General features: G+C 56.3%; 24 protein-coding genes and 1 tRNA gene. 14 read left to right on the top strand and 11 right to left on the bottom strand.

Going from position 1 to position 21,549, the window contains the following annotated elements; translation table 11 throughout:
• Window positions 1-326: 326 nt before the first annotated feature.
• The 4 genes from EAF64_RS02590 to EAF64_RS02575 all read left to right on the top strand — a co-directional run bounded on the left by EAF64_RS02590 (window position 327) and on the right by EAF64_RS02575 (window position 3,216).
• A complete protein-coding gene (locus tag EAF64_RS02590; RefSeq protein ID WP_129067401.1) occupies window positions 327-593 on the top strand; it encodes a DUF7553 family protein in 267 nt (88 codons plus the stop codon).
• A gap of 42 nt (window positions 594-635) precedes the next feature.
• Window positions 636-710, top strand: a tRNA-Val gene (locus EAF64_RS02585).
• Window positions 711-945: 235 nt separating this feature from the next.
• A complete protein-coding gene (locus EAF64_RS02580; protein ID WP_129067400.1) occupies window positions 946-2,034 on the top strand; it encodes a type I restriction enzyme HsdR N-terminal domain-containing protein in 1,089 nt (362 codons plus the stop codon).
• Between the two features lie 609 nt (window positions 2,035-2,643).
• The gene (locus tag EAF64_RS02575; RefSeq protein ID WP_129067399.1) at window positions 2,644-3,216 is read left to right on the top strand and encodes a hypothetical protein; all 573 of its coding nucleotides are present in this window, start codon (window positions 2,644-2,646) and stop codon (window positions 3,214-3,216) included.
• 51 nt (window positions 3,217-3,267) lie between these two features.
• On the opposite strand, the gene EAF64_RS02570 is transcribed toward EAF64_RS02575, so the two are convergent.
• Window positions 3,268-3,789, bottom strand: coding sequence for a uracil-DNA glycosylase family protein (locus tag EAF64_RS02570; protein WP_129067398.1), 522 nt, complete (start codon window positions 3,787-3,789; stop codon window positions 3,268-3,270).
• Between the two features lie 818 nt (window positions 3,790-4,607).
• Between EAF64_RS02570 and EAF64_RS02565 the strand changes: the two genes are divergently transcribed.
• Window positions 4,608-5,141, top strand: a complete 534-nt coding sequence (locus tag EAF64_RS02565) for a hypothetical protein (protein ID WP_129067397.1) — start codon at window positions 4,608-4,610, stop codon at window positions 5,139-5,141.
• A 29-nt stretch (window positions 5,142-5,170) separates the two neighbouring features.
• Here EAF64_RS02565 and EAF64_RS02560 read toward each other — a convergent pair whose 3' ends face one another.
• On the bottom strand, window positions 5,171-5,449 hold the full coding sequence (locus tag EAF64_RS02560) for a hypothetical protein (protein WP_129067396.1): 279 nt from the start codon (window positions 5,447-5,449) through the stop codon (window positions 5,171-5,173).
• Window positions 5,450-6,389: 940 nt separating this feature from the next.
• Here EAF64_RS02560 and EAF64_RS02555 point away from each other — a divergent pair.
• Window positions 6,390-7,214 (top strand): hypothetical protein, encoded by an 825-nt coding sequence (locus EAF64_RS02555; protein ID WP_129067395.1) that lies wholly within the window; start codon window positions 6,390-6,392, stop codon window positions 7,212-7,214.
• On the opposite strand, the gene EAF64_RS02550 is transcribed toward EAF64_RS02555, so the two are convergent.
• Window positions 7,211-7,852, bottom strand: coding sequence for a TIGR02391 family protein (locus EAF64_RS02550; RefSeq protein ID WP_129067394.1), 642 nt, complete (start codon window positions 7,850-7,852; stop codon window positions 7,211-7,213). The two genes, EAF64_RS02555 and EAF64_RS02550, sit on opposite strands and share 4 nt — an antisense overlap.
• A gap of 148 nt (window positions 7,853-8,000) precedes the next feature.
• On the opposite strand from EAF64_RS02550, the gene EAF64_RS02545 reads away from it, so the two are divergent.
• The 3 genes from EAF64_RS02545 to EAF64_RS02530 are packed head-to-tail and all read left to right on the top strand — an operon-like array spanning window position 8,001 to window position 10,780.
• Window positions 8,001-8,795, top strand: coding sequence for a hypothetical protein (locus EAF64_RS02545; protein WP_129067393.1), 795 nt, complete (start codon window positions 8,001-8,003; stop codon window positions 8,793-8,795).
• 42 nt (window positions 8,796-8,837) lie between these two features.
• On the top strand, window positions 8,838-10,247 hold the full coding sequence (locus EAF64_RS21280; RefSeq protein WP_227738864.1) for an HNH endonuclease: 1,410 nt from the start codon (window positions 8,838-8,840) through the stop codon (window positions 10,245-10,247).
• A complete protein-coding gene (locus EAF64_RS02530; protein ID WP_129067392.1) occupies window positions 10,244-10,780 on the top strand; it encodes a hypothetical protein in 537 nt (178 codons plus the stop codon). The genes EAF64_RS21280 and EAF64_RS02530 overlap by 4 nt, the downstream gene beginning before the upstream one ends.
• A 21-nt stretch (window positions 10,781-10,801) precedes the next feature.
• Here the strand turns inward: EAF64_RS02530 and EAF64_RS02525 are convergent, their stop codons facing one another.
• Together EAF64_RS02525 and EAF64_RS02520 are read right to left on the bottom strand one after the other, a co-directional pair.
• Window positions 10,802-11,410, bottom strand: coding sequence for a hypothetical protein (locus EAF64_RS02525; RefSeq protein ID WP_129067391.1), 609 nt, complete (start codon window positions 11,408-11,410; stop codon window positions 10,802-10,804).
• Between the two features lie 210 nt (window positions 11,411-11,620).
• Entirely contained in the window at window positions 11,621-12,628 is a 1,008-nt protein-coding gene (locus tag EAF64_RS02520; RefSeq protein WP_227738863.1) for a tyrosine-type recombinase/integrase, read from the bottom strand.
• Between the two features lie 238 nt (window positions 12,629-12,866).
• On the opposite strand from EAF64_RS02520, the gene EAF64_RS02515 reads away from it, so the two are divergent.
• The 4 genes from EAF64_RS02515 (at window position 12,867) to EAF64_RS02500 (ending at window position 17,226) form a co-directional block, all read left to right on the top strand.
• Window positions 12,867-13,472, top strand: a complete 606-nt coding sequence (locus EAF64_RS02515) for a hypothetical protein (RefSeq protein WP_129067390.1) — start codon at window positions 12,867-12,869, stop codon at window positions 13,470-13,472.
• A gap of 194 nt (window positions 13,473-13,666) precedes the next feature.
• On the top strand, window positions 13,667-14,344 hold the full coding sequence (locus EAF64_RS02510; protein WP_129067389.1) for an alpha/beta fold hydrolase: 678 nt from the start codon (window positions 13,667-13,669) through the stop codon (window positions 14,342-14,344).
• A gap of 74 nt (window positions 14,345-14,418) precedes the next feature.
• Complete coding sequence (locus tag EAF64_RS02505) at window positions 14,419-15,774, top strand: cytochrome P450 (RefSeq protein WP_129067388.1); 1,356 nt, start codon at window positions 14,419-14,421, stop codon at window positions 15,772-15,774.
• Window positions 15,775-15,816: 42 nt separating this feature from the next.
• Complete coding sequence (locus EAF64_RS02500; RefSeq protein WP_129067387.1) at window positions 15,817-17,226, top strand: carotenoid oxygenase family protein; 1,410 nt, start codon at window positions 15,817-15,819, stop codon at window positions 17,224-17,226.
• Window position 17,227: 1 nt separating this feature from the next.
• Here the strand turns inward: EAF64_RS02500 and EAF64_RS02495 are convergent, their stop codons facing one another.
• The 3 genes from EAF64_RS02495 to EAF64_RS02490 are packed head-to-tail and all read right to left on the bottom strand — an operon-like array spanning window position 17,228 to window position 19,209.
• Window positions 17,228-18,058 carry a hypothetical protein gene (locus EAF64_RS02495; protein ID WP_129067386.1) on the bottom strand — a complete coding sequence of 277 codons (831 nt, stop codon included), beginning with the start codon at window positions 18,056-18,058 and terminating at the stop codon, window positions 17,228-17,230.
• Window positions 18,059-18,098: 40 nt separating this feature from the next.
• The gene (locus tag EAF64_RS21550) at window positions 18,099-18,230 is read right to left on the bottom strand and encodes a hypothetical protein (RefSeq protein WP_267899417.1); all 132 of its coding nucleotides are present in this window, start codon (window positions 18,228-18,230) and stop codon (window positions 18,099-18,101) included.
• Window positions 18,231-18,267: 37 nt separating this feature from the next.
• Entirely contained in the window at window positions 18,268-19,209 is a 942-nt protein-coding gene (locus EAF64_RS02490) for a M48 family metallopeptidase (protein WP_227738862.1), read from the bottom strand.
• Between the two features lie 95 nt (window positions 19,210-19,304).
• Between EAF64_RS02490 and EAF64_RS02485 the strand changes: the two genes are divergently transcribed.
• Entirely contained in the window at window positions 19,305-19,550 is a 246-nt protein-coding gene (locus EAF64_RS02485) for a DUF7120 family protein (protein ID WP_129067385.1), read from the top strand.
• Window positions 19,551-19,578: 28 nt separating this feature from the next.
• Here EAF64_RS02485 and EAF64_RS02480 read toward each other — a convergent pair whose 3' ends face one another.
• From EAF64_RS02480 to EAF64_RS02475, 3 genes are all read right to left on the bottom strand, one after another.
• A complete protein-coding gene (locus EAF64_RS02480) occupies window positions 19,579-19,932 on the bottom strand; it encodes a hypothetical protein (protein ID WP_129067384.1) in 354 nt (117 codons plus the stop codon).
• A 64-nt stretch (window positions 19,933-19,996) separates the two neighbouring features.
• On the bottom strand, window positions 19,997-20,158 hold the full coding sequence (locus tag EAF64_RS20730; RefSeq protein WP_193767543.1) for a hypothetical protein: 162 nt from the start codon (window positions 20,156-20,158) through the stop codon (window positions 19,997-19,999).
• A 67-nt stretch (window positions 20,159-20,225) separates the two neighbouring features.
• Window positions 20,226-21,524: a PH domain-containing protein gene (locus EAF64_RS02475; protein WP_129067383.1), complete on the bottom strand. Its 1,299-nt coding sequence runs from the start codon at window positions 21,522-21,524 to the stop codon at window positions 20,226-20,228.
• Between the last annotated feature and the right edge of the window lie 25 nt (window positions 21,525-21,549).

The following is a 21,549-nucleotide window of genomic DNA, read 5'->3' as shown; positions in this document are numbered from 1 at the left end:
CGTACCCGCCGGTCGAACAATAGGTTTGCGTCGAAACTCCGGCCAGGGTCCCCGTCAGACGCGAGCGGGGACGCGGAAGACTCGCTGGACTCGTCTTCCGTCGAGTCCGTGCCCACGGCGGACCCGACGGCCGGAGGCATGGTGGACGCGCTGTTGGGACAGACGCGTGGCCGACCCCCGACGGGGTTCCAGCCGATTTTAGGTATGCCTAAAAGATTGAAAAGCTTTGTGGTCGGCCGCCGGGTTCGACGGAACGGCGTCGCAGTCTGTCGATTTGAAGCTATAGTGCCACAAACCTTTTATTTGTTCTCGACGTACCAACGAATATGAACAAACACTTCGAAGACGCACAATACTACCTCAAACGTGCAGGTGAGACGGCGAAAAAAGGAGTAGTCGAAGAGCTGGAGCCGATTCAGGAGCGGATCGACAACGTCACTGGTGGCGAGGAGCAGGCCGACCCCGAAGCCAGTCGGCTGAAGGAGATCCGCGCCGACCTGAAAGAACTGCAGGGGAAAGCCGAGGGCGAGGCCAAGGAGGCCATCGCGGACGCCCGGGAGAAGATCGAGACCTACCGGCAGAAGGAAGCGTGAGAGGTAACTCTTAAGTCCGGCGCAGGGGTAGCACCGAGCGCCGGGTTGGTGATCTAGTCCGGTTATGATATCTCCTTCACACGGAGAAAGCCGGCGGTTCAAATCCGCCCCAACCCATCCAAATTCTGTCTGCTTCCGAATCGCATGACGGGAGAGGTATGCTTATAAATAACCTCAATTTCCCGTCATACGGATTCATTCAGTCCCTGTAACCGGCCCTTCGCCGTCTGTCGGTTCACCCATAATTGATTCTCTATAATCTTATAACCCGGTGACGGTGTTAGGGGCTTTCTCCGATATAGGTTGAGTCGGATATTTTCATAACCATTCCCTGAGCATCTGTCACATATCTATGGATGAACGGGATGTGAGAGAGTTTGTAGATGAAGCCGAATCTCTCTTGGAAGCCTCTCCTCAGATGGATGAAGAAGCAACGAAGTTCCGTCTTGTTGTCCCGTTCATAGAATTGCTTGGATGGAATACGCGCTCTACAGAAGTTGAGCCGGAACATACAGTTCGGATGGCAACAGGCAAAACGAAGGTGGATTTCGCCTTACTGTTGGGAGATACACCTGTCGTATTCATTGAAGCGAAGCCGGCGCGGTCTACTCTTGATGAAGACAGCGTTGAACAGCTTCGGAGCTATATGCGCCAAGAGTTGGAAGTAGATTGGGGAGTAGTGACCAACGGAAAATCGTTTGAGGTGTTGACCAAGGGGAATGACGGAAGACAAGAAGAAATCTCGCTTATTCAGTTTGAGTTGGAAGACCTGAACGAACGGCCCGACCTATTAGAAATTCTCTCCAAGGAGTCCATTCAGTCCGGTAAGTCCGATGAGATAGCTACGCAGATAGCACAGGCGGGTGATGCTATTATCCATCTTCAAGAGAACAAGGAGCGTGTAGCCAAGGAACTCAATGAGGTTCTGTTAGATGAGATTGGTGCATCCGTCCCGTTGGACACTGAAGCCCAAGCCACTGAGTTCGTTGATGGTCTAATTACGGCTCTTGAGGAACAGCGGAGAGCAATTGGCACAACACCTTCTCCGGAAGATGAGGAAGAGGTGTCTACATCGGAGATAGAAGAGGCTCAAGACACTTCAGGCGAGTACATCATCAAGATACAGGACGGTGGAACTACACTCGCTACCCTTTCTGATGATAACCAAAGTGATGCTATGGCTGATGCGACGGACTATCTAATTGAGAATCACAACCTAATTTCTGAGCTTGAACCACTCCCCTTTGTTCCCGGTCGGAAGAACGCCCTCATCAATAACGAACCTGAGCATCCGGGCGATGAGGGTGAGATGAGAACATACCGGGAGTTGGCTAACGATTATTACCTGTTCACAAGCTTCAATAAGAGGGATAAGAAGCGACACGTTCAACGATTTGCCGAAAAGTGTGGCCTTGAAGCCGAATTTGAAGGTGGGTGGTAGTCCTTCAGAAGTAGATAATATTGACAAACTCTATATGGTTCAGTGAGAATGGTCCGAAAAATCACCCCAATCCTCTACTTAAACTATTTAAATACGTAAACCCATTTAGCTGAATTTCACGGGGTTCGCTCAACCTATCAACTACCAAAGTTGACCCATTCTCAGACCCCTATAGGACACCGCTTCATTCGGGGCCGGAATGAAAGTTGAAACTCAGACAGTTCGGCTGTTCCCTTCGCTTCACTCTATAAGATTATAGAAACCGCTATACAGCGATACGATGCAAGCGCCTGTGAAGCGCCTGAAGAGGCTTGAGATAGATGCGAAGGGAAGGCCCTCACTCATCGGAGAACTGCCCTGTCAACGTTGAGAGTGGGGTCTACGGAGAGCCACGGGCAGACTATCACTCGCCCTTGGCCTGAGCCACTGCTTCATGAGCTTCCGGCGGGTCATCGGGGGTCGCGCTATGCAGGGAACCACAGAACTCACAGTAGGGGCTTCCGTTGTCATCCCAATCATCCCACCATCCGCACTCAGGACATAGCATCGCTCTTCCCAATTCCCACTACGGAATCCATTTTTATCCCTGTTGCCCCTGTATCTGCGAATATGACTCATAACGATAAATCTGAGGAAATTGAGGAATCGGGTATAAACGCTACAGGCTTTGATACACAGGAAACAGTTGAGCTTGAAGAACCACCAACGTCGGTTACATGGGGAGTTCCTGAATTGCACAATGAGCTACGGGAGAAGGGGAAATCACTCAAAACTGCGATTGATGAGGCTGATGATTACGCTAATTTCCTGAGTGAGCATCAAGATTCGTTGGTTGTGTTTTTTACTATCGCATCTGAGTTGGTTGATGAATACACTGAAAATTTGTCTGTCCGTGAATTGATGGATGATAAATATCGGAATAGAGAGGGAACCAATGAAAGAGCAATTGTTAATCAATTGAGTCAAAAGAGCATAGCCGACCTTCTCTCCCACTACGATGTGATTGAAAGCGATTTACAAGACAGTATCAAGAGTGTTCATGACTACCGCAATAGATTAGTCCATGACCCACAGAAGCGACACCGAATCACCGATTTAGACCGGTTATCAGCCCGGATTGATAACGTCTTTACTGTTTACTCCCGGCTTGAAAGAGAGATTGAAGCGCAGGATAAGAACTAATCACTAAATAGAGGATTGATACTGTTGACCGGGTATTCGGGCGGTTTCCGCTTAGCAGGTATGGTGAATCTCCCGTGCTTTGGCTATCTCAGCAATTTGCGCAACATCATCCTCAAATTCCTCTTCATGCCCCCATCTTGAGGCCCATGAGTAGTGTCGGATATGATTTCGCTCAATGATTAGTGCAATATCAAGCTTCTCAAGAGCGGTCTTGGCCCCGTTCCCTACGGTAACAAGCAATTCCGGCTGAAGAATTTCTATCTCTCGCTCCAAGAAGGGGCGATTTTGCTCAAGTTCCTCTTCGGGTATCCCATTATCCGCTTTTCCCTGTATCTTGGATATATCGGTGATATGGGCATTGGCGAGTCCGTATTCTTTCAGCGTCCCGTACAGTAGCTCATCATGTCTTGTGGGAAACTCGCTTTGTAGGGATGGTTTCGGAGCAATGAACCATACCTTTCCGTCACCGTAGAACCCTTTCACCCCATCTGCTTCGGGAAAGAAAAAGAGTTCTCCATCTAACTCGCGTCTCATATCCTTCTGAAGTTGCTTGAGAGCATCCCGTGTTTGCATATGAGGTGCTGAGTGTGCATCACCATGAGAAACTTCGGTTGAGAAGGGACAGAAACTCAACAACGACGTATTTTATCTCTCCGATAGGCTAATTATCGCCCCCGATTAGAGAAAAGGAAACAGGCTATTGAGGGTAGTGAAGCGATGAGAATAATTCCGATAGAGAGGATTGCCTTCCAATTCTCCATTTGATTGTATAATGGGTCTGTAGATTCAATAGAGAGTGTTATAGCAGACGCATTAAGAACAAAAATAGCGAGAAAAGCCACTAAGAAGCTCACTACCGACATAATAACACATCCGTCAATACCTGAACGCCTTCCCATACCGGTACTTGGTAAGTAGGATAAATGAATTGTGGTACGATATATCCGGCTCTATAGACCGGTGGGGGTCTGAGGGGCCTGTGGGCTTGAAAGCCCCAAGAGCCTTAGAGGGCAGATACCCCACCCCATGGGGTAGGGGGTACTGCTTTGGCGGGCCGAAGAGCCGGAGAGGGCGAGTGGGCTTCGCGGGCCGGTGGAACCCTGAGACACTGTCGGGGAGCGTTACGGTCTGCCTGCCGATGTGAGCGCCACAGGTTTGTCCACTTCTACCACCGAAGGGGGGTTTCGCCCAAAATCCGGCGATTCTGAGACTTGAGGATATTGAGAAAGAGCGTGACCAACTCCCCGGAATCTGAGAAGGTACTTTCTCATATAGCACAAGTAAGAAACGTCGGGGGCGTCTTCTGAGCGAATCCACCCCTACCAATATATCATATAACCTATCCGGCAATTCCAAAGACGGTTTGATGATAGAGTAGGGATTGTCTGATAATGGTTCAGATAGTTCCCGTTGGAATGTTAGCTGAGTTCGTTGGTGCGGTACTGATGGTTCTACCGGATATTCCCTTCATCAAGTCCTTTATTATCCCTTCTACTCTTGAGGATGCCCGTCGGGAACTGTTTGACACATCCTCGCTTACCGAAGGGTCTGATGAGTTTGATGCGTTAGAAGATTTAATCAGAAGAAAGTGGGACGGTGAACTTCAGGGGCGGCCTTGGCTTTTTCTCATGGAAAGAGTTCCCCCGTTGCAGATGCCTCATTCTATATTTGCGATTTACGATGAAGACAGCGAAGGCCCATTTGGTGATTTGATGGATAGCGGCGGAGCGCAGTCTCTTCCCGACCGGTATGACGGTTGGCAGGAATATATCCATGAGAACGAAAAATGGGATGCTGTATGTGCTAAACAGAAGCTTGATGAATGGGTATCCGAAGAAGTGTCAAACAAGGATAAGAATGTTCTGATTGTTAGAGGGGTCGGGTTCCTACTATTCATAGTCGGATTCGGCGTCCAATTTATATGAGTAGATTACATGAAACTGCAACAGTTCAACTACTCCTTGATTCGGACTTCGGCACCATCATGGAGCATATCAGATAAGTTTTGGAAATCAATCTGCCGACCTTGGTTTCCATCAATCAGTCCACCTTGAGTTTCCTTGATTGAGTATCGCTTATTTTGATACTGAACAGAAAGCACTTCGCCGGCGTGTAATGCTCCGTAGAGATACGCGCTCACCACCGGCTTCTTCTCATCAGGAAACTCATCTAACCTGAAGTAATTGTTAGTCTCCAACCGTTCTGAGAGGTCTTGGTAGGTTGCCTTGTCCATATCCGAATAGGAGTATCCGGCTTCTCTTAGTGATACGGGACACAGCGGGGAGCCCCACACGTCTGTAGCCACGCAATGGATTGAGAAGGGGGTCACAGCGCGTTATAACGCTCCGGTGAGAGCATTGGTCGCAGAAGAGAGGAACGAACTTTATGAGCGTCTCAGCATCCTGTGCGTGTAAATCCCCGTATAGGGGAAGTATCTATACCACCACGGTAATTTGGTTCTCTCAATAGGGGTACTGAGCCATCGGGACAGAATATTACCGACAGTATTATTCAACTCCGGAGTGTATGAGCGAATGGGTTCAAGTACCGGCCCTTCCCAACTTTTGAGGAACTACACAAATCCGTTCAGCGGAGCGTTTAAGGCTCTATACGTATGATTTCAATATAAGCACGCCCTGAGGGAAGGTGGCCGGTACTTGAACCCCCATCTTGTCTCAGTCCCCCGATGAAATGTCCGGTCGGAACTAACTGTGCCTATCCACAGGGGTAGGTCGGGCGGGTTGAGGAAGAGCTACCCGTGCTTCTGCCGATGACCCGTGAGAGCGGGAATCGGTGACCGTCTAAATGGTCATGGGGACGGTTAGAAGGAATCTCTCTCACCATGTACGGCGATGGGCGAAAGCTCATTAGGTGGTTACTGTACTAAGTGAGAGGCCCCTACATCCGGATGGTACTCACTCCATCCTGAATCCATACTGCCTGAGGCAGAAGGGCACGCAATTCCGACATGGCTCCGTAGGATTCCGTCAATGAGGGTGGCGGAGAACAAGGGATAATGCTCTCTTGAATTGTATCTATATTAAAAACCCTTAGTGGGGGAGAGTATATTCAACGCCTCATCGTTCCGTACTCAACCCTTGGCGCTTGAACCTCATTCCTTCGCCTCAGATGAGTCATGGGCTTATTGATGATGGGCATCAATAGGTTTTCTAATGGCTGAGTTCTTGGGGATAGAGTTCCCTCAATTGTTGATTGATGTTCTTTTCTTTGCTGTTGGCGCTGTAGCAGGGTATCTTGGAAGGATAGGACTGATTGAATATCGGATGCAAAGAGAGCAGACTCTAACTGAGAGACAGAATCAAAAAGAGTGGCAACGTGATGAAGTGGTCGTAATCATCACAGAAGGCATAGACAAAATGAGTTCTCTCCTTGAAGACCATCAGCAGTCGCTAAACAACCCCCCTCAAAATACCCAAAGAACTTCATTTCCAAACCTTCGGTGGCATGACCCTTCTTCCGATGAATTACAGTTGGGGAATCAGATTGTTGAAGGCCATGTTCTGATTGATATTCAACAAGATAGAGAAGAGTTGCCGGTAAAATATGAGCAATACAAGAATTTGTGCTTGGAATTTATTGAATTATATAACGGCACTCAAGCCGGACTTGAAGCATATATTGAAAGCGATTTTCTTGATGAGTTTGAAGAGAAGATAGAATCCATAGAGGGAGAACAGGATATGCCGTTTGATGAAGAGCTTCAGGCGTATTCCCACAAACTCGCCCGACGTATCCTATCTGCCTTTGAAGACCATGCATATGGATATACAGAAATCAACGAAGACCTTCTATCACTGCGAGATGGGCCTTTCGCTGATGAAGTTGACCGGATGGAAGAACTCTTAATAGAAATTGAAGAACTCAATGAAGAACTATTAGCTGAGCTATCTGAGTTGAGAGAAGAGTACAAGTCTGAATACAACATCCTTGAGACGGAACTTAATGAGGCGAAGAAAGGAACTACACAAGGAAATTAAGCTGAAGTGTTCTCATCAAGGAGTCGTAGTAGTAGATTCACCGTGTGAATAGCGTCACGGGCATAGTCTTCATCCACTTCCTCAACGAATCGGTGGCTCACAGGATTCCTGAGAGCTTGGAACGCACCCCTGTAGAGGAACATCACACCGTCTTGTTCTCCTTCGGTTTCTCCGAACGAAAGAGGCCCGTCTTCAGCATTGAACGCCTGAAGCATCAGATTTGCTCCGCTAACTCCTTGGGGGAACTCTCCTCTATTTCGTATGCGTTCCTCAAGGACAGTGAAGGCTGTTCTCACCGCACTTTGGTAGTGGCCCGTCTCATATTCTGATAGACACCGCTCAGCGAGTTCTTCATCAAGAACAGATGAATCAACCTCCGCGAATTGGTCGGCTTCATCTGCCCAAGGATACGGCTCACCGCACTCATGGCAATTATCGGGTGGGTCGGGGCCCCCTACCGAAGCGACACCCTCAACAAGATACTTCCCCCGAATCGGCTCATCACACTCAGGGCATCTGTGTATTGTATCAGCACCGCATTGGTCACAGGCTGATTGTCTGTGTTCCGGATAATTGACGTAAGAGTGAGTGATTTTGTGCCCGTTTTCGCAGACCTGCATTACGTCATAGGTACCCATATGCTGAACTGATACGGAGTCACTATGAGGTTTCTGTCCTAAGAAGTTCTCATCGTTCTGTACTCTACTCTTGGCGCTTGAACCCTGATACTTCGCCTCAGCCCTGATTCAGACAAGAATCTATTATTGAAGGCTTACAAGGTGAATCATGGCCGCGAAATGGATGAAAATAGGGAAGTTTTTCATAGGGATAGTGAGGAGCATCTTCTTCACGCTTGTTACTATCATCTCAGGATTTGCCGTGGGAGTTAGTGCAATTGGTAGACTAAAGATATTCTCATCACTTCCATCTATTCTCTTGTTCTTGGTAATTCCACAGGAAGAGGCTCTTGAGATACGAAACGACATAACGACTGCACTTCAAGATGGGACTTCAGCCGCTATCAAGGAGTTTGGAACACAAGGTTATCCAAATCGACAGTCAATGCGCCATATTCAGAATCGGGCTGAGGAATCAATTCCTTCCAATCGCCAACTGTTTGAGACCGGTGAGTTCGGTCTCAGTTTATTGTTAACAAGCTTTGCTATCCTCACTGCATACCTTGGTGTCGGTGGAATTGTGAGTGTTGTCTTAGCAATACTCACAGGACTACTGATTTTGTCTGTCGCTATTCGCATCTCGCTCATCAATCACTTAGCCTATCAGGAAATTCCAAGCGCATCATTTAGTAAGCTAATTTCAGTTTGGTATTGGAATGAAAAGGTAATGGGAGCGGGATTCCCCCTACTCAATCTTCTCGCGTTCCGTCTCGCAAAGTCCACCTATGAGCCGTTCTATCACCTTGTTCTTGAGACAACCGCGAAATCAGCGGTAAAATCTGTTCAAAATCCGGAAGTTGGAATGACGCGACTCTTTTGGCAGGAGATTCGCTCTCCGTTCAAGGAGATGATTATTGAATTGTATCAGGATGCACAGGGGCGAGAATCGCCGGTGGACGCATGAGGAAGAGAAGAATAATGACGGTCTACTGTGACAATACTTGATATGCATACCCCGCCGGGAGAGCTTGAGGTAGGCGACCGGCTTTCTCAAGAGGAAATTGAGGATGCTTTCAACACCGGTTTTGGCTATCGTATCTCCGGCATCAACCCCCGACGCGATACCAACGATAATCGGTATATCTTGGTCTTCGCCAATGAAGACGGGCCATACAGTGATTCCGTAAGGCAGGGAGAATTTGAGTATATTGGAGAGGGGCTTAGCGGCGACCAAAGCGAAGAATCACCCGGGAACTCAGCACTCATTGATGCGGTTTTAGGAAACTTCCCGGTTTACTTCTTCTACAAGGGACAGGATAACGCGAAATGGGAATATCAGGGCGAGATAGACGTACTAAGCTATCGCCGTGAGGAACAGGATGGAAGAGAGGTGTTGATTTTCAGTATGGAACATCGGGCGTCTTCAGACGCTCAAGCTCCCGGACTCTATCTTATCCCGGTTAGCGATGATTGGAGAGATGATTTCAGTCAATCAGTAGAGGAACTACACAACCTACAGCAGTATGCAGAAGTTCCGCCTCAGTTAGAAGGTATTGACCGGCTCCGGATATGGGCGACCACCGAAACGGACGCCAACAAGAAGCAGTCGGCAATTGATGCGATGGAACCCAATGACTGTCTTCTCTTTTACCATGATGGAGACTTTTTCGCCGGGGGAATTGTCGGGCGAACCTTTGAGAATCCGGATGCCGGGGAACTACTGTGGAATAACCCTGAGAGCCGGCATCTCTTCACGGTTGAAGGGTTTACCCATGATGCTCCCGGTATTGAGCAGGTATGGGAGATGCTTGGATACGACGGTCGGCAGGTCGTTCAAGGATTCACCCGGGTAGCACAAGAGCGAGTAGAGGATATACGCCGGGAACACCGGTCGCTTGAATCTGCCCTCTTCGGAGAGGAAGAGCGAGAGCCATCTACAGAAGAGATTGAACGGGAAAAATCCGAATTGGCACAAGCTGTGGAATCGGAACCGGAGCTAACTGAAGATGAAACACAGTACGTTGAAACACGTCGGAGAGCCCGTGACCGGGCGTTCACCGAATTAGTCCGGGAAGCCTACGACAACACATGTGCTGTCTGTGGGGCTCAACGTGAGTCCCCTGATGGGAATCCTGAGGTCGAAGCCGCTCATATCTATCCCCTGTCTGAAGACGGGCGGAACGATGTTCGGAACGGCGTAGCTCTATGTAAGTTCCATCATTGGGCCTTTGATTCAGGATGGTTGTCGTTCACCGATAACCACGAAATCATAGTAGCTGATGCCCCGAACAAGAATGGCTATCATGAACTTAAACAGCTTGAGGGACAATCGCTACATCTTCCGGAGAACGGAGACGTACACCCTCAACCAATATTCCTTGAGCGGCACCGGGAAATCCACGGGTTTGAGCAATGACTGATTATCCCAAGGACGTTCCGGAATCAGAAAATCATAATAAATCAGATATTCACAACGAACTCAAGGACATACGTGAGGCACTAATTGAAGCTGTAGAAAAGGCAGAAGAACGTAGTAATTCAAACGATGGTAGAATACACCTTTCAGAACGTGAGCGTATGATTTTCTTGGAGTTCTTTACCGTATCTCATGCCCTTATTGAGAGTCAATCTATCTACCTTCTCAAGACAGAATTGATAGACCATGAATACTATGACCATGAAGTGACGGAATGGCTCACTGAACGGTTCCCCACTCAGAAGAAGCGAGAAGAGTTCTTACATGATTGTGAGGTGATTGGGGCCGGATTGAAAGGAGAGATGAAGAAGGTTAGGCAGTTGAGAAATGATTTGGTTCACAACTATGATGAACGGCAGTACATAGAGACTCCTCATCAAATAAAGGACAAAGCAAATGCGGCAATCAGAACGTTAGAGCGGCTTGAAGGGAAGATAGAAAATAGGATTCAGGAACCTGACCCGGACATATAGTATCTCAAGAATAATGCCGATTTATGTGCGGGACTTATCAAACGCCCAAAGAGCCATATCCACCTCACGGGGAAGAATCCCTTCTCGCTGTGCAATGTCCCGAACCACATCCATATAGAAGCTGTATGCTTCCGGGCCTGAATTGTAGTCCTGAAAGCTTTCCATGAACTCAGCGTAGTCCGGATAGTTCTGAGGGTCTAACAATCTTGGCTCAGCGGCTCCAAGAGCGCGGAAAGCCCGACCGTCTACGACCGCATAATTCGCAGGGTCATGCATGGTGAGAATGGTTGAGGCGATGGGAATCTTGACACCGGTTAGTTTGGTGAGTTGCTCTATCTTCTTCTCATCATTTGATGTTTGAAAAGCTACGGTGCTTTTTCGCTCTACAAACGTCTGATTATTTTCTTTTAGATGGGAGTCAATCCGACCGTCTGAGTTTGTTTTCCATTCGCCAATCTTCCGAAGCTCATCCCGGTAAATGCGCCCTCGCTGTTGCAATTCAGATGAGATTGCATAGAATCTGTAGTATTTATCCTCCTTCCAAGCTCCCGAACTATCCCGATACTCTATGGACTTGTTCAGATTCATATCTTCGTACTTGTCTATCCACTTCGGGAAATTCAGCGACATTGAGAAGACCTTGAGATGCCGGAGAAAAATCCCTTCTGCTATCGCGGGCAGTCTCTTCACCTCTCGCTCCGTTGACGGGTAGGGCTGATTCAATTCAAACGTAATTCATTCAGTCCGGAGAGCGAAAGACGGTCTACTACATAAAGAAAACAGCCTTCTATTCAGATTGTGATACGAAAAGAGTCTGTTTGTGTTTGGAGTTAGAGAAGTTTAGAGGTTATCAAGGTGGGATTTTCGGATTTTCCTCTTCTCAGATTCGGTCTGACGGTTGTAGTGTTGCTCAAGAATCTTCGGTGAGACATTAGCCCTATCACTCACCACTTCCTTCGGCACTTCCTCATTGAGATGGTACGTGATGCTTCCCCTTCGGATGGGGTGAGTTGAGACTGAGGAAGGGCATTTGGAAGACTGATTGAAGGAAGCGGCTTCACAGTCTTCTATGTCTTCTCCATGGGGACATTCCCCGGAGTAGTAGCAGGGGCGAGTGATGGAGTAGACCAAGCGACGGATTTGATTCTTGTAGAGGCGACCGTGGGGCGAAGTGAAGAGCGGTTCACGCCCATGGTCATCAGTCACCTTGTCCCGGTTGTGAATGATGTAATCCTGTAGGACTTGGCAAACGTAGTCCTTCAGATTCACCTCTCTTTCCCCATGCTGTTTGTTCTTCAACGGGGTATCGCTCTCCGGTCTGTGATGTAGCTCTATGTAGCCCTCTTCAGGGTGGAAGTCATCTACGTCAATAGCGTAGACGGAACCGACCCTGAGGGCAGTATGCCACATCAGATAGAAGAGAGCGTGCTTCTTTGACCCATATTCAAACTTCTCAAGGTACTCTATCACCTCAAATGCCCGCTCAGCCTCTATCATTTCATCTCTCGCGGCTTCCGAAGGGTCAATGTCCGGAAGCTCAATCTTGTCTGCCAAGCCCTTCTCAACCTCGCCCAAGTTCTCACAGAATCGTATGAAGACCCTGAAGGTGGACAGTTGGTTGGAAAGGGTCTGTTGGTTGACTCCCCCCTCATCTCGCCGGTACTGCTTGAACTCATACACAGTCCGACCATCCATGTCTGCCATATCTTCAAAGCCCGTCGCTTCACAGAACTCAAGGAATCTCTTGAGGTGATAGCGGTGGTTCTGTAGGCTTGATTTTGCTAACTCAGCTTCGCGGTCGGACAGGTACATTTCTACAGCCTTTTCGGGCTGAAATGCGTCGGTCATCCTTAGTTCACCTTTTGGATGAACCGACAGAAGGGAAGGGGACAGAGACTTTATTTCACGGAGGAAGCCGGCGGTTCAAATCCGCCCCAACCCATTTTCGTGACGCTACACCGCGAGCGAAGCGAGCGGCATCGTCACGGAAATCGTCCGGTGGATTTGAACCAGGGAGTGGAGCGCAGCGGAACGACCGTGGTTCACAATCCGCCCCAACCCACTTACTTTTTACATCGTTCCGAAGATGTCTTCCAGCAAGATCTGGCAAACCCTGCTCGATAACGTTGAAGAGGTCGCTGACGACGCAACGTTGATCACACCGCTCACGAGGGCACCGTTTCGTGTGACTGACCTACAGGAACACCACATCGCCGTCGAGTTCGAGAACGAAGACGAGAAACGCACGCTACACCGCGAACAGTTCGAGACGCTCTATCGCAACGTGACCGGCGCTCCCGGCGGGTTCGACTTCGATCGGCTCCCACCGAACGCCGAGCCATACGCGGCCGTTCTCAGTCTCCATCCTGATTGTGAAGTTAACGAAAGTGCGGGGATGCTGGATGAAACGGACACACCGTCTTCGTCACCACTCTTAGAGGCGCCCTCACAGTCCGCCCGGCGTGAAGAAGACGAGAGCCAGACGGAGCCGTCGATAGCAGAGATGCTGGACAACATGGGTGACCCGAGTGAGGTGGTCTGTCCGATAGAAGGGTGCCGGTACAGCCATCGGTCGGCATCGTCTGTCGCCAGACACGTGAGCGGTAGTAGCACGGCCAAGCACATCTGGGAAAACACGTCCTATGCAGGCTGGCGGGACTTCGTCCGTGAACACGGGGAGTCGCCAGGGTAGGCGACCCGATGAACTATCCCAGACGATGTCTATGTGTGTCAACCAGGGACGAATCCGTTCCGAACGCCACGGGTCAATCGGTTTGTGATAATCCGATCCCCGGTATCACTTCTGCATCGAATCGGGTCTGGATATATAAATCACCGTATACATCCGCCACCGATCTCACACATCGTGGGCCGGTATCGACGGACATGGCGACACAGAGACGAGAGGCGGACCGAGCGGAGTCCGAAGATGCAGATGCAGGTCCGAAGACGGTCTCACTCGACGGGGAGCGACGACTCGCCTACGCGGAGTACGGGGCACCCGAAGGGACGCCGGTCGTCTTCTGTCACGGCACGCCCGGGTCGCGGCGACTGGGCGAACTGTTCGAGACGGCGGCCCGGGAGCGTGGGGTCCGGATTTTGGCTCCGGACAGACCGGGATTCGGAGCGTCCTCGCCGTGGCCCGGACGTTCGATCACGGACACGGCACGGGTCGTGCCCGCGGTGCTGGACGACGCCGGCGTCGGCTGCGCCGGCCTGATCGCGTTCTCGGGTGGGTGTCCGTACGCGCTCGCGGCGGCCGGTGTCTGTCCCGAGCGCGTCGAGCGGGTCGACGTGATCGCCGGAGCCACGCCGCCGGACGTCGGGGGTGACGATTCCGCGATACGGCGGCTTCTGACCGGGCTGGCGACGAGGACACCGACGTTGCTCGGGGGGCTCTTTCGCGGGCAGACGTGGCTAGCCCGGCGTCTCGATCCGTCCGTCGTGGTCGGGCAGTACACCGACGACGTCGAGTCGGTCCCCGAACCGGTCGCCGAGGAGATCCCCGGCGGCGGTGGCGGTGACGACGACGACGGCGGCATCGGTGTCGACGACTTCCTCTGAACCGGGCACGTGGGCGGTCTTTCGAGCCTGCCGGCGGACCCAGATATTTAATCGTACAGTCCCTAGTGCACTCGATGTCCCAGACGCCACCTGGTCCCAAAGGGCAACCGGTCTTCGGAAGTAGCCGCCAGTACGCCCGCGATCCGTTCACGTTCGTGACGACGCTGGAACGGGCCTACGGCGGAGTCTCGCAGTTCGACATGGGGCCACTGGAGACGTACATGGTGACCGACCCGGACGCGATCCAGCGCATCCTGGTCTCCGACGCGGCGAACTTCCAGAAACCCGCGTTTCAGGACGATGCGCTCGGCGACTTGCTCGGCGAGGGGCTCCTCCTCAGCGAGGGCGAGACCTGGCAGAAACAGCGTGAACTGGCGAACCCGGCGTTCAACATGTCGCGGCTCTCGGGGATGGCGGACCGCATCGTCGGGCACGCCGAGTCGATGGTCGACGGCTGGGCGGCCGGCGACGTGATCGACGCCGAGGAGGCGATGACGGGGGTCACGCTGAACGTCATCCTCGACCTGATGATGGGCGTCGAACTCGACGAGGAGCGTGTCGCCCACGTCCGCGAGCAACTGGAGCCGCTGGGCAAGCGGTTCGAGCCCGATCCGATCCGCTTTGCCCTCCCCGACTGGGTGCCCATGCCCGACGACGCCGAGTTCGACTCGGCAGTCACGGAACTGGAGACGGTGATCGAGGAGATCGTCGCCCAGCGACGCGACGACATCGGGGAGGAGGGCGACGACGACGCGCCGATGGACTTCCTGTCGATCCTCCTGCGAGCGCGCGGGCGCGGCGAGCAGAGCGACGAGCAGTTGCGCGACGAGATGATGACGATGCTGCTGGCGGGCCACGATACGACCGCGCTGACGCTGACGTACACCTGGTACCTGCTCTCGGAGCACCCCGAGGTCGAACGCCGGGTCCACGCCGAACTCGACGAGGTACTCGACGGCGGCCAGCCCACGATGGCCGACGTGCGCGACCTCGAGTACACCACCTGGACCATCGAGGAGGCGATGCGGCTCTACCCGCCGGTGTACACCATCTTCCGCTCGCCCAAACGCACGGTCGAGATCGACGGCTACACCGTGCCCCAGGGCGCGAGCATCATGCTCCCGCAGTGGGCCGTCCACCGTTCGGAGGAGTACTGGGAGGACCCCGAAACCTTCGACCCCGAGCGGTTCAGTCCCGAACGCCGGAAAGACCGGCCCCGATTCGCCTACTTCCCGTTCGGCGGCGGGCCGCGCCACTGCATCGGCAAACACCTGGCGATGCTCGAAGCTCGAATGATCGTCGCGACCGTCGCGGACCAGTACCGCCTCGAGTTCCAGGGCGACTCCCCGCTGGAACTGCTGCCGACGCTGACCGCCCACCCGCGCCAAGAGATGTCGATGGAAGTCGTGCCACGCGAGGACCGGTCGTAGGGCCGCCCACACCTTGATTACCGTCGGCCACCTGTGCTACCTGTGTCACGATCTACGGCGGCGCAACTGGGGTTTCGGTCGCTGACCGACGAACGGACGGGGGAGTCCCTGCCGGTTTCGGGCACCGTGCCGGCGTGGCTCTCGGGGACGCTGATCCGCAACGGGCCGGGGCGGTTCGACGCCGGCGGCGGCGTCAACCACTGGTTCGACGGTCTCGCCATGCTTCGCCGGTACAGTTTCGACGAGGGCGAGATCGAGTACACCAACCGCTTTCTCCGGACCGAGGCCTACGACCGCGCCGAGGCCGGCGAACCCACCCGCCAGTTCGCCACCGGCGCGAACGGCCTGGCAGAACTCCGCCGGTGGATTCGGGCCCTGGGACCACCCGAGCCGACCGACAACGCCAACGTCCACCTCACTCGCATCGGTGACCGGTACGTCGCCCAGACCGAGGTCCCTCGCTGGATCGAGTTCGATCCCCACACCCTGGAGACTGTCGGCGAGTTCACCTTCGAGGACGGCGTGTCGACCCAGATGGCGACGGCGCACTACGTCGTCGACGATCACCGCGAGGAGTCCGTCGGCTACGGGCTCTCCTTCGGCCGGCGGACGGAGTACTACGTGTATCGGGTCCCCCACGGGAGCGACCGGCGCGAGGAGATCGGGCGCGTCACGGCCGAAGGACCGGGCTACGTTCACGACATCGCCGTCACGCCCGACTACGTCGTCCTGCTGGAGCCGCCGCTCCACATCGACGTACTCCGCGGGCTGGCTCCCTGGACCGAGGGGTTCGCGGGGATGCTCTCGTACGACGCCGCCGCGGGGACCCGAATCGTCGTGCTGGACCGGTCGACGGGCGAAATCGTCGCCGATCCCACCGTCGACCCCTTCTTCGTCTTCCACCACGTGAATGCCTTCGAGCGCGACGGTGCGGTCGTCCTGGATCTCGTGGCCTTCGAGGACGCCGACATCGTGGACGCGCTGTCGCTGGAGGAACTCCGCTCCGGCGGTTTCGCGGGCGCGCCGGACGGGCACCTCTACCGCTACCGGGTCGACCCCGGGTCGGGCGAGGTCGACGACGAGCGCCGCCATCCCGGCGGGATCGAACTCCCGACGGTGCCGCCGGCCGTCCGGACGAAACCGTACCGGTACGCCTACGGCCAGGCGACCGACCGCGCCGGGGCCAACGGGCTGGTGAAGGTGGACGTGGAGGCGGGCTCCGCCACCGAGTGGTGGGAAGACGGAACCTACGTCGAAGAGCCGCGAATGGTCCAGCGTCCCGACGCCGACAGCGAGGACGAGGGGGTCGTCCTCGCGCCCGCGCTCGACACCGACGCCGAGCGGACGTATCTGCTCGTGTTCGACGCGGAGACGCTGACGCTACGGGCGCGGGCCCGCCTGCCCCACGCGGTCCCCTTCGGCTTCCACGGACGGTACTTCGCCGAGCCGTGAATCAGGGCGGCTCGCGCTGGTCCGTGTCGGTTTCGAGGGTGCCGGTGACCGCCGTCCAGCCGTTCTGTGGGCCGTCCAGCGTCACCGTCACGTCGTCGCGGTACTCGTCGTAGCTCCAGCCGAACACCCACCAGGCGTTCGTGCCGTACAGCGTCGCCGACGCGTAGACCTCGGTGTCGCCGGCCGTGTCGTAGCTCGCGGACACCGCGGCGTCGTAGGCGTAACACTCGCGCCAGTCGGGGCCGGGGAAGTCACAGTCGCTCGGTCGGCGGTCGACCCGGGGTCGGAGCAGGGGCTCGCCGGCCCACGGCGTCCCGGTGTCGATACTCCGGTCGACGGGCACGGTCACCTCGAACCGGACGCTCCGACTGTCGTCGACGACCATCGAGGGGTCGTCGGGGTCGTACTCGGACTCGGAGATCACGACGCGTTCGCCGCGACCGTTCCGCTCGATAAACTGGTAGTACTCCGGCGTGACGGTCCACTCGTCCGCCGAGACCGCGAGCATCGGGCCCCGTTCTGTCTCGACCACCTCGTAGGCCAGCGGCCCGGATCGGTTGGTGCCCCTCTCGACGGCGGCCGCGCCGAGGTCGGCGTCGTCGGACGCTTCGGGGACCGGTAGATAGATCGTCGCGTTCGTCAGCGTCCCGTTGGTCGCGAGCGTCACCTCGTAGGTGTACTCGCTCTGATAACTGGTGCGGTAGAGGTGGCCGCTGTAGAGCCACACCGCGCCGATCACGACCGCCAGCAGGACCACGACCGCGAGGACGACGCCCAGCGCCACCCGCCGCCAGTTGTCGGCCAGCCACGAGTCCCCCGTTTCGTCGGTCATCGACCGACAGAAGACGAGCGAGCGACATGAAGGTTCGTCCTCACCCGACGATCTCGTCGATCTCGGCGTGGCCGAAGCAGACGCGGCTCCGGGTCATCGCGACGCGTTCACAGCCGTCCTCGACACAGGTCTGCTGGGTGGGAAAGCACATCTCGTCTCGGGGTTCGACCACGGTGGCTTAGCGGTGTCGTTCGGCTCGGGAGCTGAAACTACCGAATCCGCCGCGGCTCTGTCCCCCGGGCACGCCCGCGGAGGCGCTCGATCCGTTCGTCCACGGCCGGGTGCGTCGAGAGAACCCGCCCGAGCGTGCCGTCCTCGTCGCCGCGGGTGTACAGCGGGGAGAGCAGGCTCCAGTTCGGGTCGCGCACGCGGTCGATCTTGGCCAGCGCGCGAGCCAGCGCCAGCGGATCGCCGGTCACCGAGGCCGCGCGGTCGTCGGCCGCCAGTTCCCGGCGGCGCGAGTGGGCACGGATCACGAGCGTCAGCACGAACAGGAGGACGACGACGCCGTTCCCGATCAGCAGGCGGAACTGGCCGACGGTCCCCTCGGCCCACCGGGTCGGGCGCCCGCGGATCCAGGCTACGCCCCGGGCCAACCCGGTCAGAAAGAGCAGGGCGGGCGACAGCAGGACCGTCACGATCCCGACGACAGTCCGCAGGCCGCTGTAGGCCAGCGTCTGGACCAGGCTGTCCCGACTCTCCAGGTGGGCGCACTCGTGGGCGAGGATACCCTCCAGTTCGGACGGCGAGAGCAGGCGGAACAGCGACCGGTCGAGGACCACCGCGCCGTCGGCGGGACTGCCAAGCGCCAGCGCGTTGGGCACCGCCATGTCGGCGACGAGGAGTCGCGGCGTCTCGATCCGCATCTCGGCGGCCAGGCGGTCGGCACGGCGGTACAGTTCCGGCGCGCGCTCCCGCGGGAGATCGGCGGCGTCGACGCTCGCGAGCAACTGGCTGGTGCCGTACTGATAGCTGAGATAACCGACGACGAGCGTCGTCACGCCGACGATGACGACCGTCGTCCACAGCGGCGGTCGACTCTCCCAGAACCAGACCAGTAGCGAATAGACGAGCCAGGCGGCCAGTCCGTAGCCGACGAGCAAGGAGAGGCCGACGCCGGCCATGAGCGCTCGCAGTCCCAGCCGACCCATGGAAGGGAGTAACCGTCTCGCGAGCAAAGGCGTGTCGACCCGAACCTGTCATCGAAGCCCAAAGATTGAAACCGAACGATCGGATAGTGACGAGCGTGCCGACCGTCGAAGTTTCGCTTCCACAGGACGTCCACGCGCAGTTCGAACGGCTAGTCGACGAAGAGTTCGTCACTGAAGAGGAGGCCGTCGAGGAGTTGCTCTCGGCGGGGCTGGACGCGTACACGCGGGACGTGTCCAGCGACGACCGGGGTGCGCCGGACGTGGCCGACGAGTACGCCGACGACATGTGGGACACCGCCGAGGACCCGGCCGCCGGCGGCCCCGACGACGACTATCTCTGAGCCGCGGGGTCGACCCCCGCTCGCGCCTTCAGTCCGCGCCAGTGACCGTCGTGTCGTCCAGATACTCCCAGCCGTCAAGCCGTGCGGCCGTCAGGAGGTCCTCGATCAGCTGGTCGCCAGTCTCGGCCGCACTGGCCTCCTCGTCGCTCTCGACGGTTACCGTCACCGTCCCCTGCACCGTGACCCGGTAGGGATCGAACGGGCCGGCCGGGAACTCGAACACGTCGGTGGCCTCGGCGTCGACCGACTCGAACGTCTCGCCGCCGGCCTCGCGGACTGCCTCGCGGATCGATTCGTCGGCGTCGCTCTTTGCCGTCCCCGTCGTGCCGGCACTCACGGTCGCGACGGTCTCGAAGGCCCGTCGCACGTGGTACGTACTCATGATCGGTCGTCGTCGGCTGGACGTATGTAGCTGGCTGATCCGGAACGCGGTCGGGCCGCCTGCGTCAGCGCGGCCGCGTCGAACTGTCCCGTTCCCGCTCGCGTCCGTCCAGCGCGACGGCGGTGTCCGACCGGATCCACTCGTGAGCGTTGTCGGGATTACAGACGATGTAGTCGCCGTTCCCGACCTCGAATCCGGTACAGCGTCCGTCGGTGTCTTCGCTCATGGGTACTCGGGAGTTACGGACGGGTGGTCAAGAACGAGACGGGGGTTCTCAGGGGATGAGAACGAGGTCAGACGGCGGCGTCGACCGCCTCGGCGTCGCCGGCTTCGGGGAGATCCGCCAGGGCACGCTCGAACCGGGCCGGGTCACACGACCGGAACTCGGCGGCGACCTGTCGGGCGGCCTCGTAGTGGTCACGGGCGCGATAGTAGGCCTCGCGGGCCGTCGTCGTGTCGCCGGTCTCGCGCGCGTCGTCGCCGCGGTCCCGGGCCGCCTCCGCGACGGTCCGGTGGGCCTCGACCAGTTTCTGTGCGGTCCACTCGACCTGGAAGCGCAGCGAGTCGGGATCGCCGTCGAACACGTCTTCGCGGCGGAGGACGAGCGTGAGCGCCTCGTGACAGACGTCGAGCGCCCTCTCCCAGCGGTCGACGGCCGTCTCGCGGTCGGTAGCGTCGGTCGCGGCCTCGCAGGCCTCGGTGGCTTCCCTGAGCGGGGCGCCGGTCACTTCGTCGATGGCCTTCTCGACGCCGGCCACTTCCGCGGCCATGTCGTCGGAGGCGTGGTACTCGACGCCCTCCGAGCGCTCCATCGCGCGCTCGAACTCGTCCAGCGAGCGCCGGTAGGTCTCGTAGGCCTCGACGTAGTCACCCGCTGTACGGGCGGACTCGGCGGTGCCCGCCAGCTGGCGCGCCCTGGTCCAGTGGGTCCGGATCCGCGCCAGCGACAGCCGCGTCTCCAGTTGCGCGATCCGCCGGTGCATGGCGTGGTCGCCGTCGCGGAAGTCCGCGGCCACCTGCTCCGCCTCTTCGAGCAACTCCTCGGTCCGGGTGATCGCGGTCCGGGCCGTCGACGGGTCACCGTCTTCGAGCCTGTCTTCGACCCTCGAGAGGTGTTCCCTGGCTTTTTCCAGCCGGCGGTCGACGGTCACCCAGTAGGAGATGGCCTGCTCGACGTACTCCTCGACGTGGCTGTAGTCCTCGCGGCCGCCGAGCCAGAACGTGTACCGGTCGCTGGTCCGCGCGGTCAGTGTCAGCCGGCTCTTGAGCACGCCGCTCTTTGCCTCGACGGAGCGAATCTCCGTGTACGGCAGCGACACACTCCGATTCTGTCCGTTACCGTCCTCGTTGCCACCGACGAGCAACAGGACGCGCTCGTCGGTCACCGCCGCGACGGCGTTGCACTCCGAGCCGGGCTTGACGACACGCTCGCCGTCGCCGTCCTCGTGTTTGATCCCTCGTTTCTCGTTCGTCAGGACGTGCGCCGGCTCTTCGGTGCCCTCGAAGAAGTCCTCGAGTGTCACCCCCGCGAGGTAGCCGTGCCCACCGCCGTCCCTCGACACCGCGTGCTCTGCGTTCGTGCTGCCCCCCATTGTGATCCCGTAACTATGCTGTGTT

This window comes from Halorientalis pallida, from assembly GCF_004118325.1.
Taxonomy (GTDB): domain Archaea; phylum Halobacteriota; class Halobacteria; order Halobacteriales; family Haloarculaceae; genus Halorientalis; species Halorientalis pallida.
The sequence above is the reverse complement of the archived record's forward strand: the minus strand, read 5'-3'. Positions and strand labels throughout refer to the sequence as shown.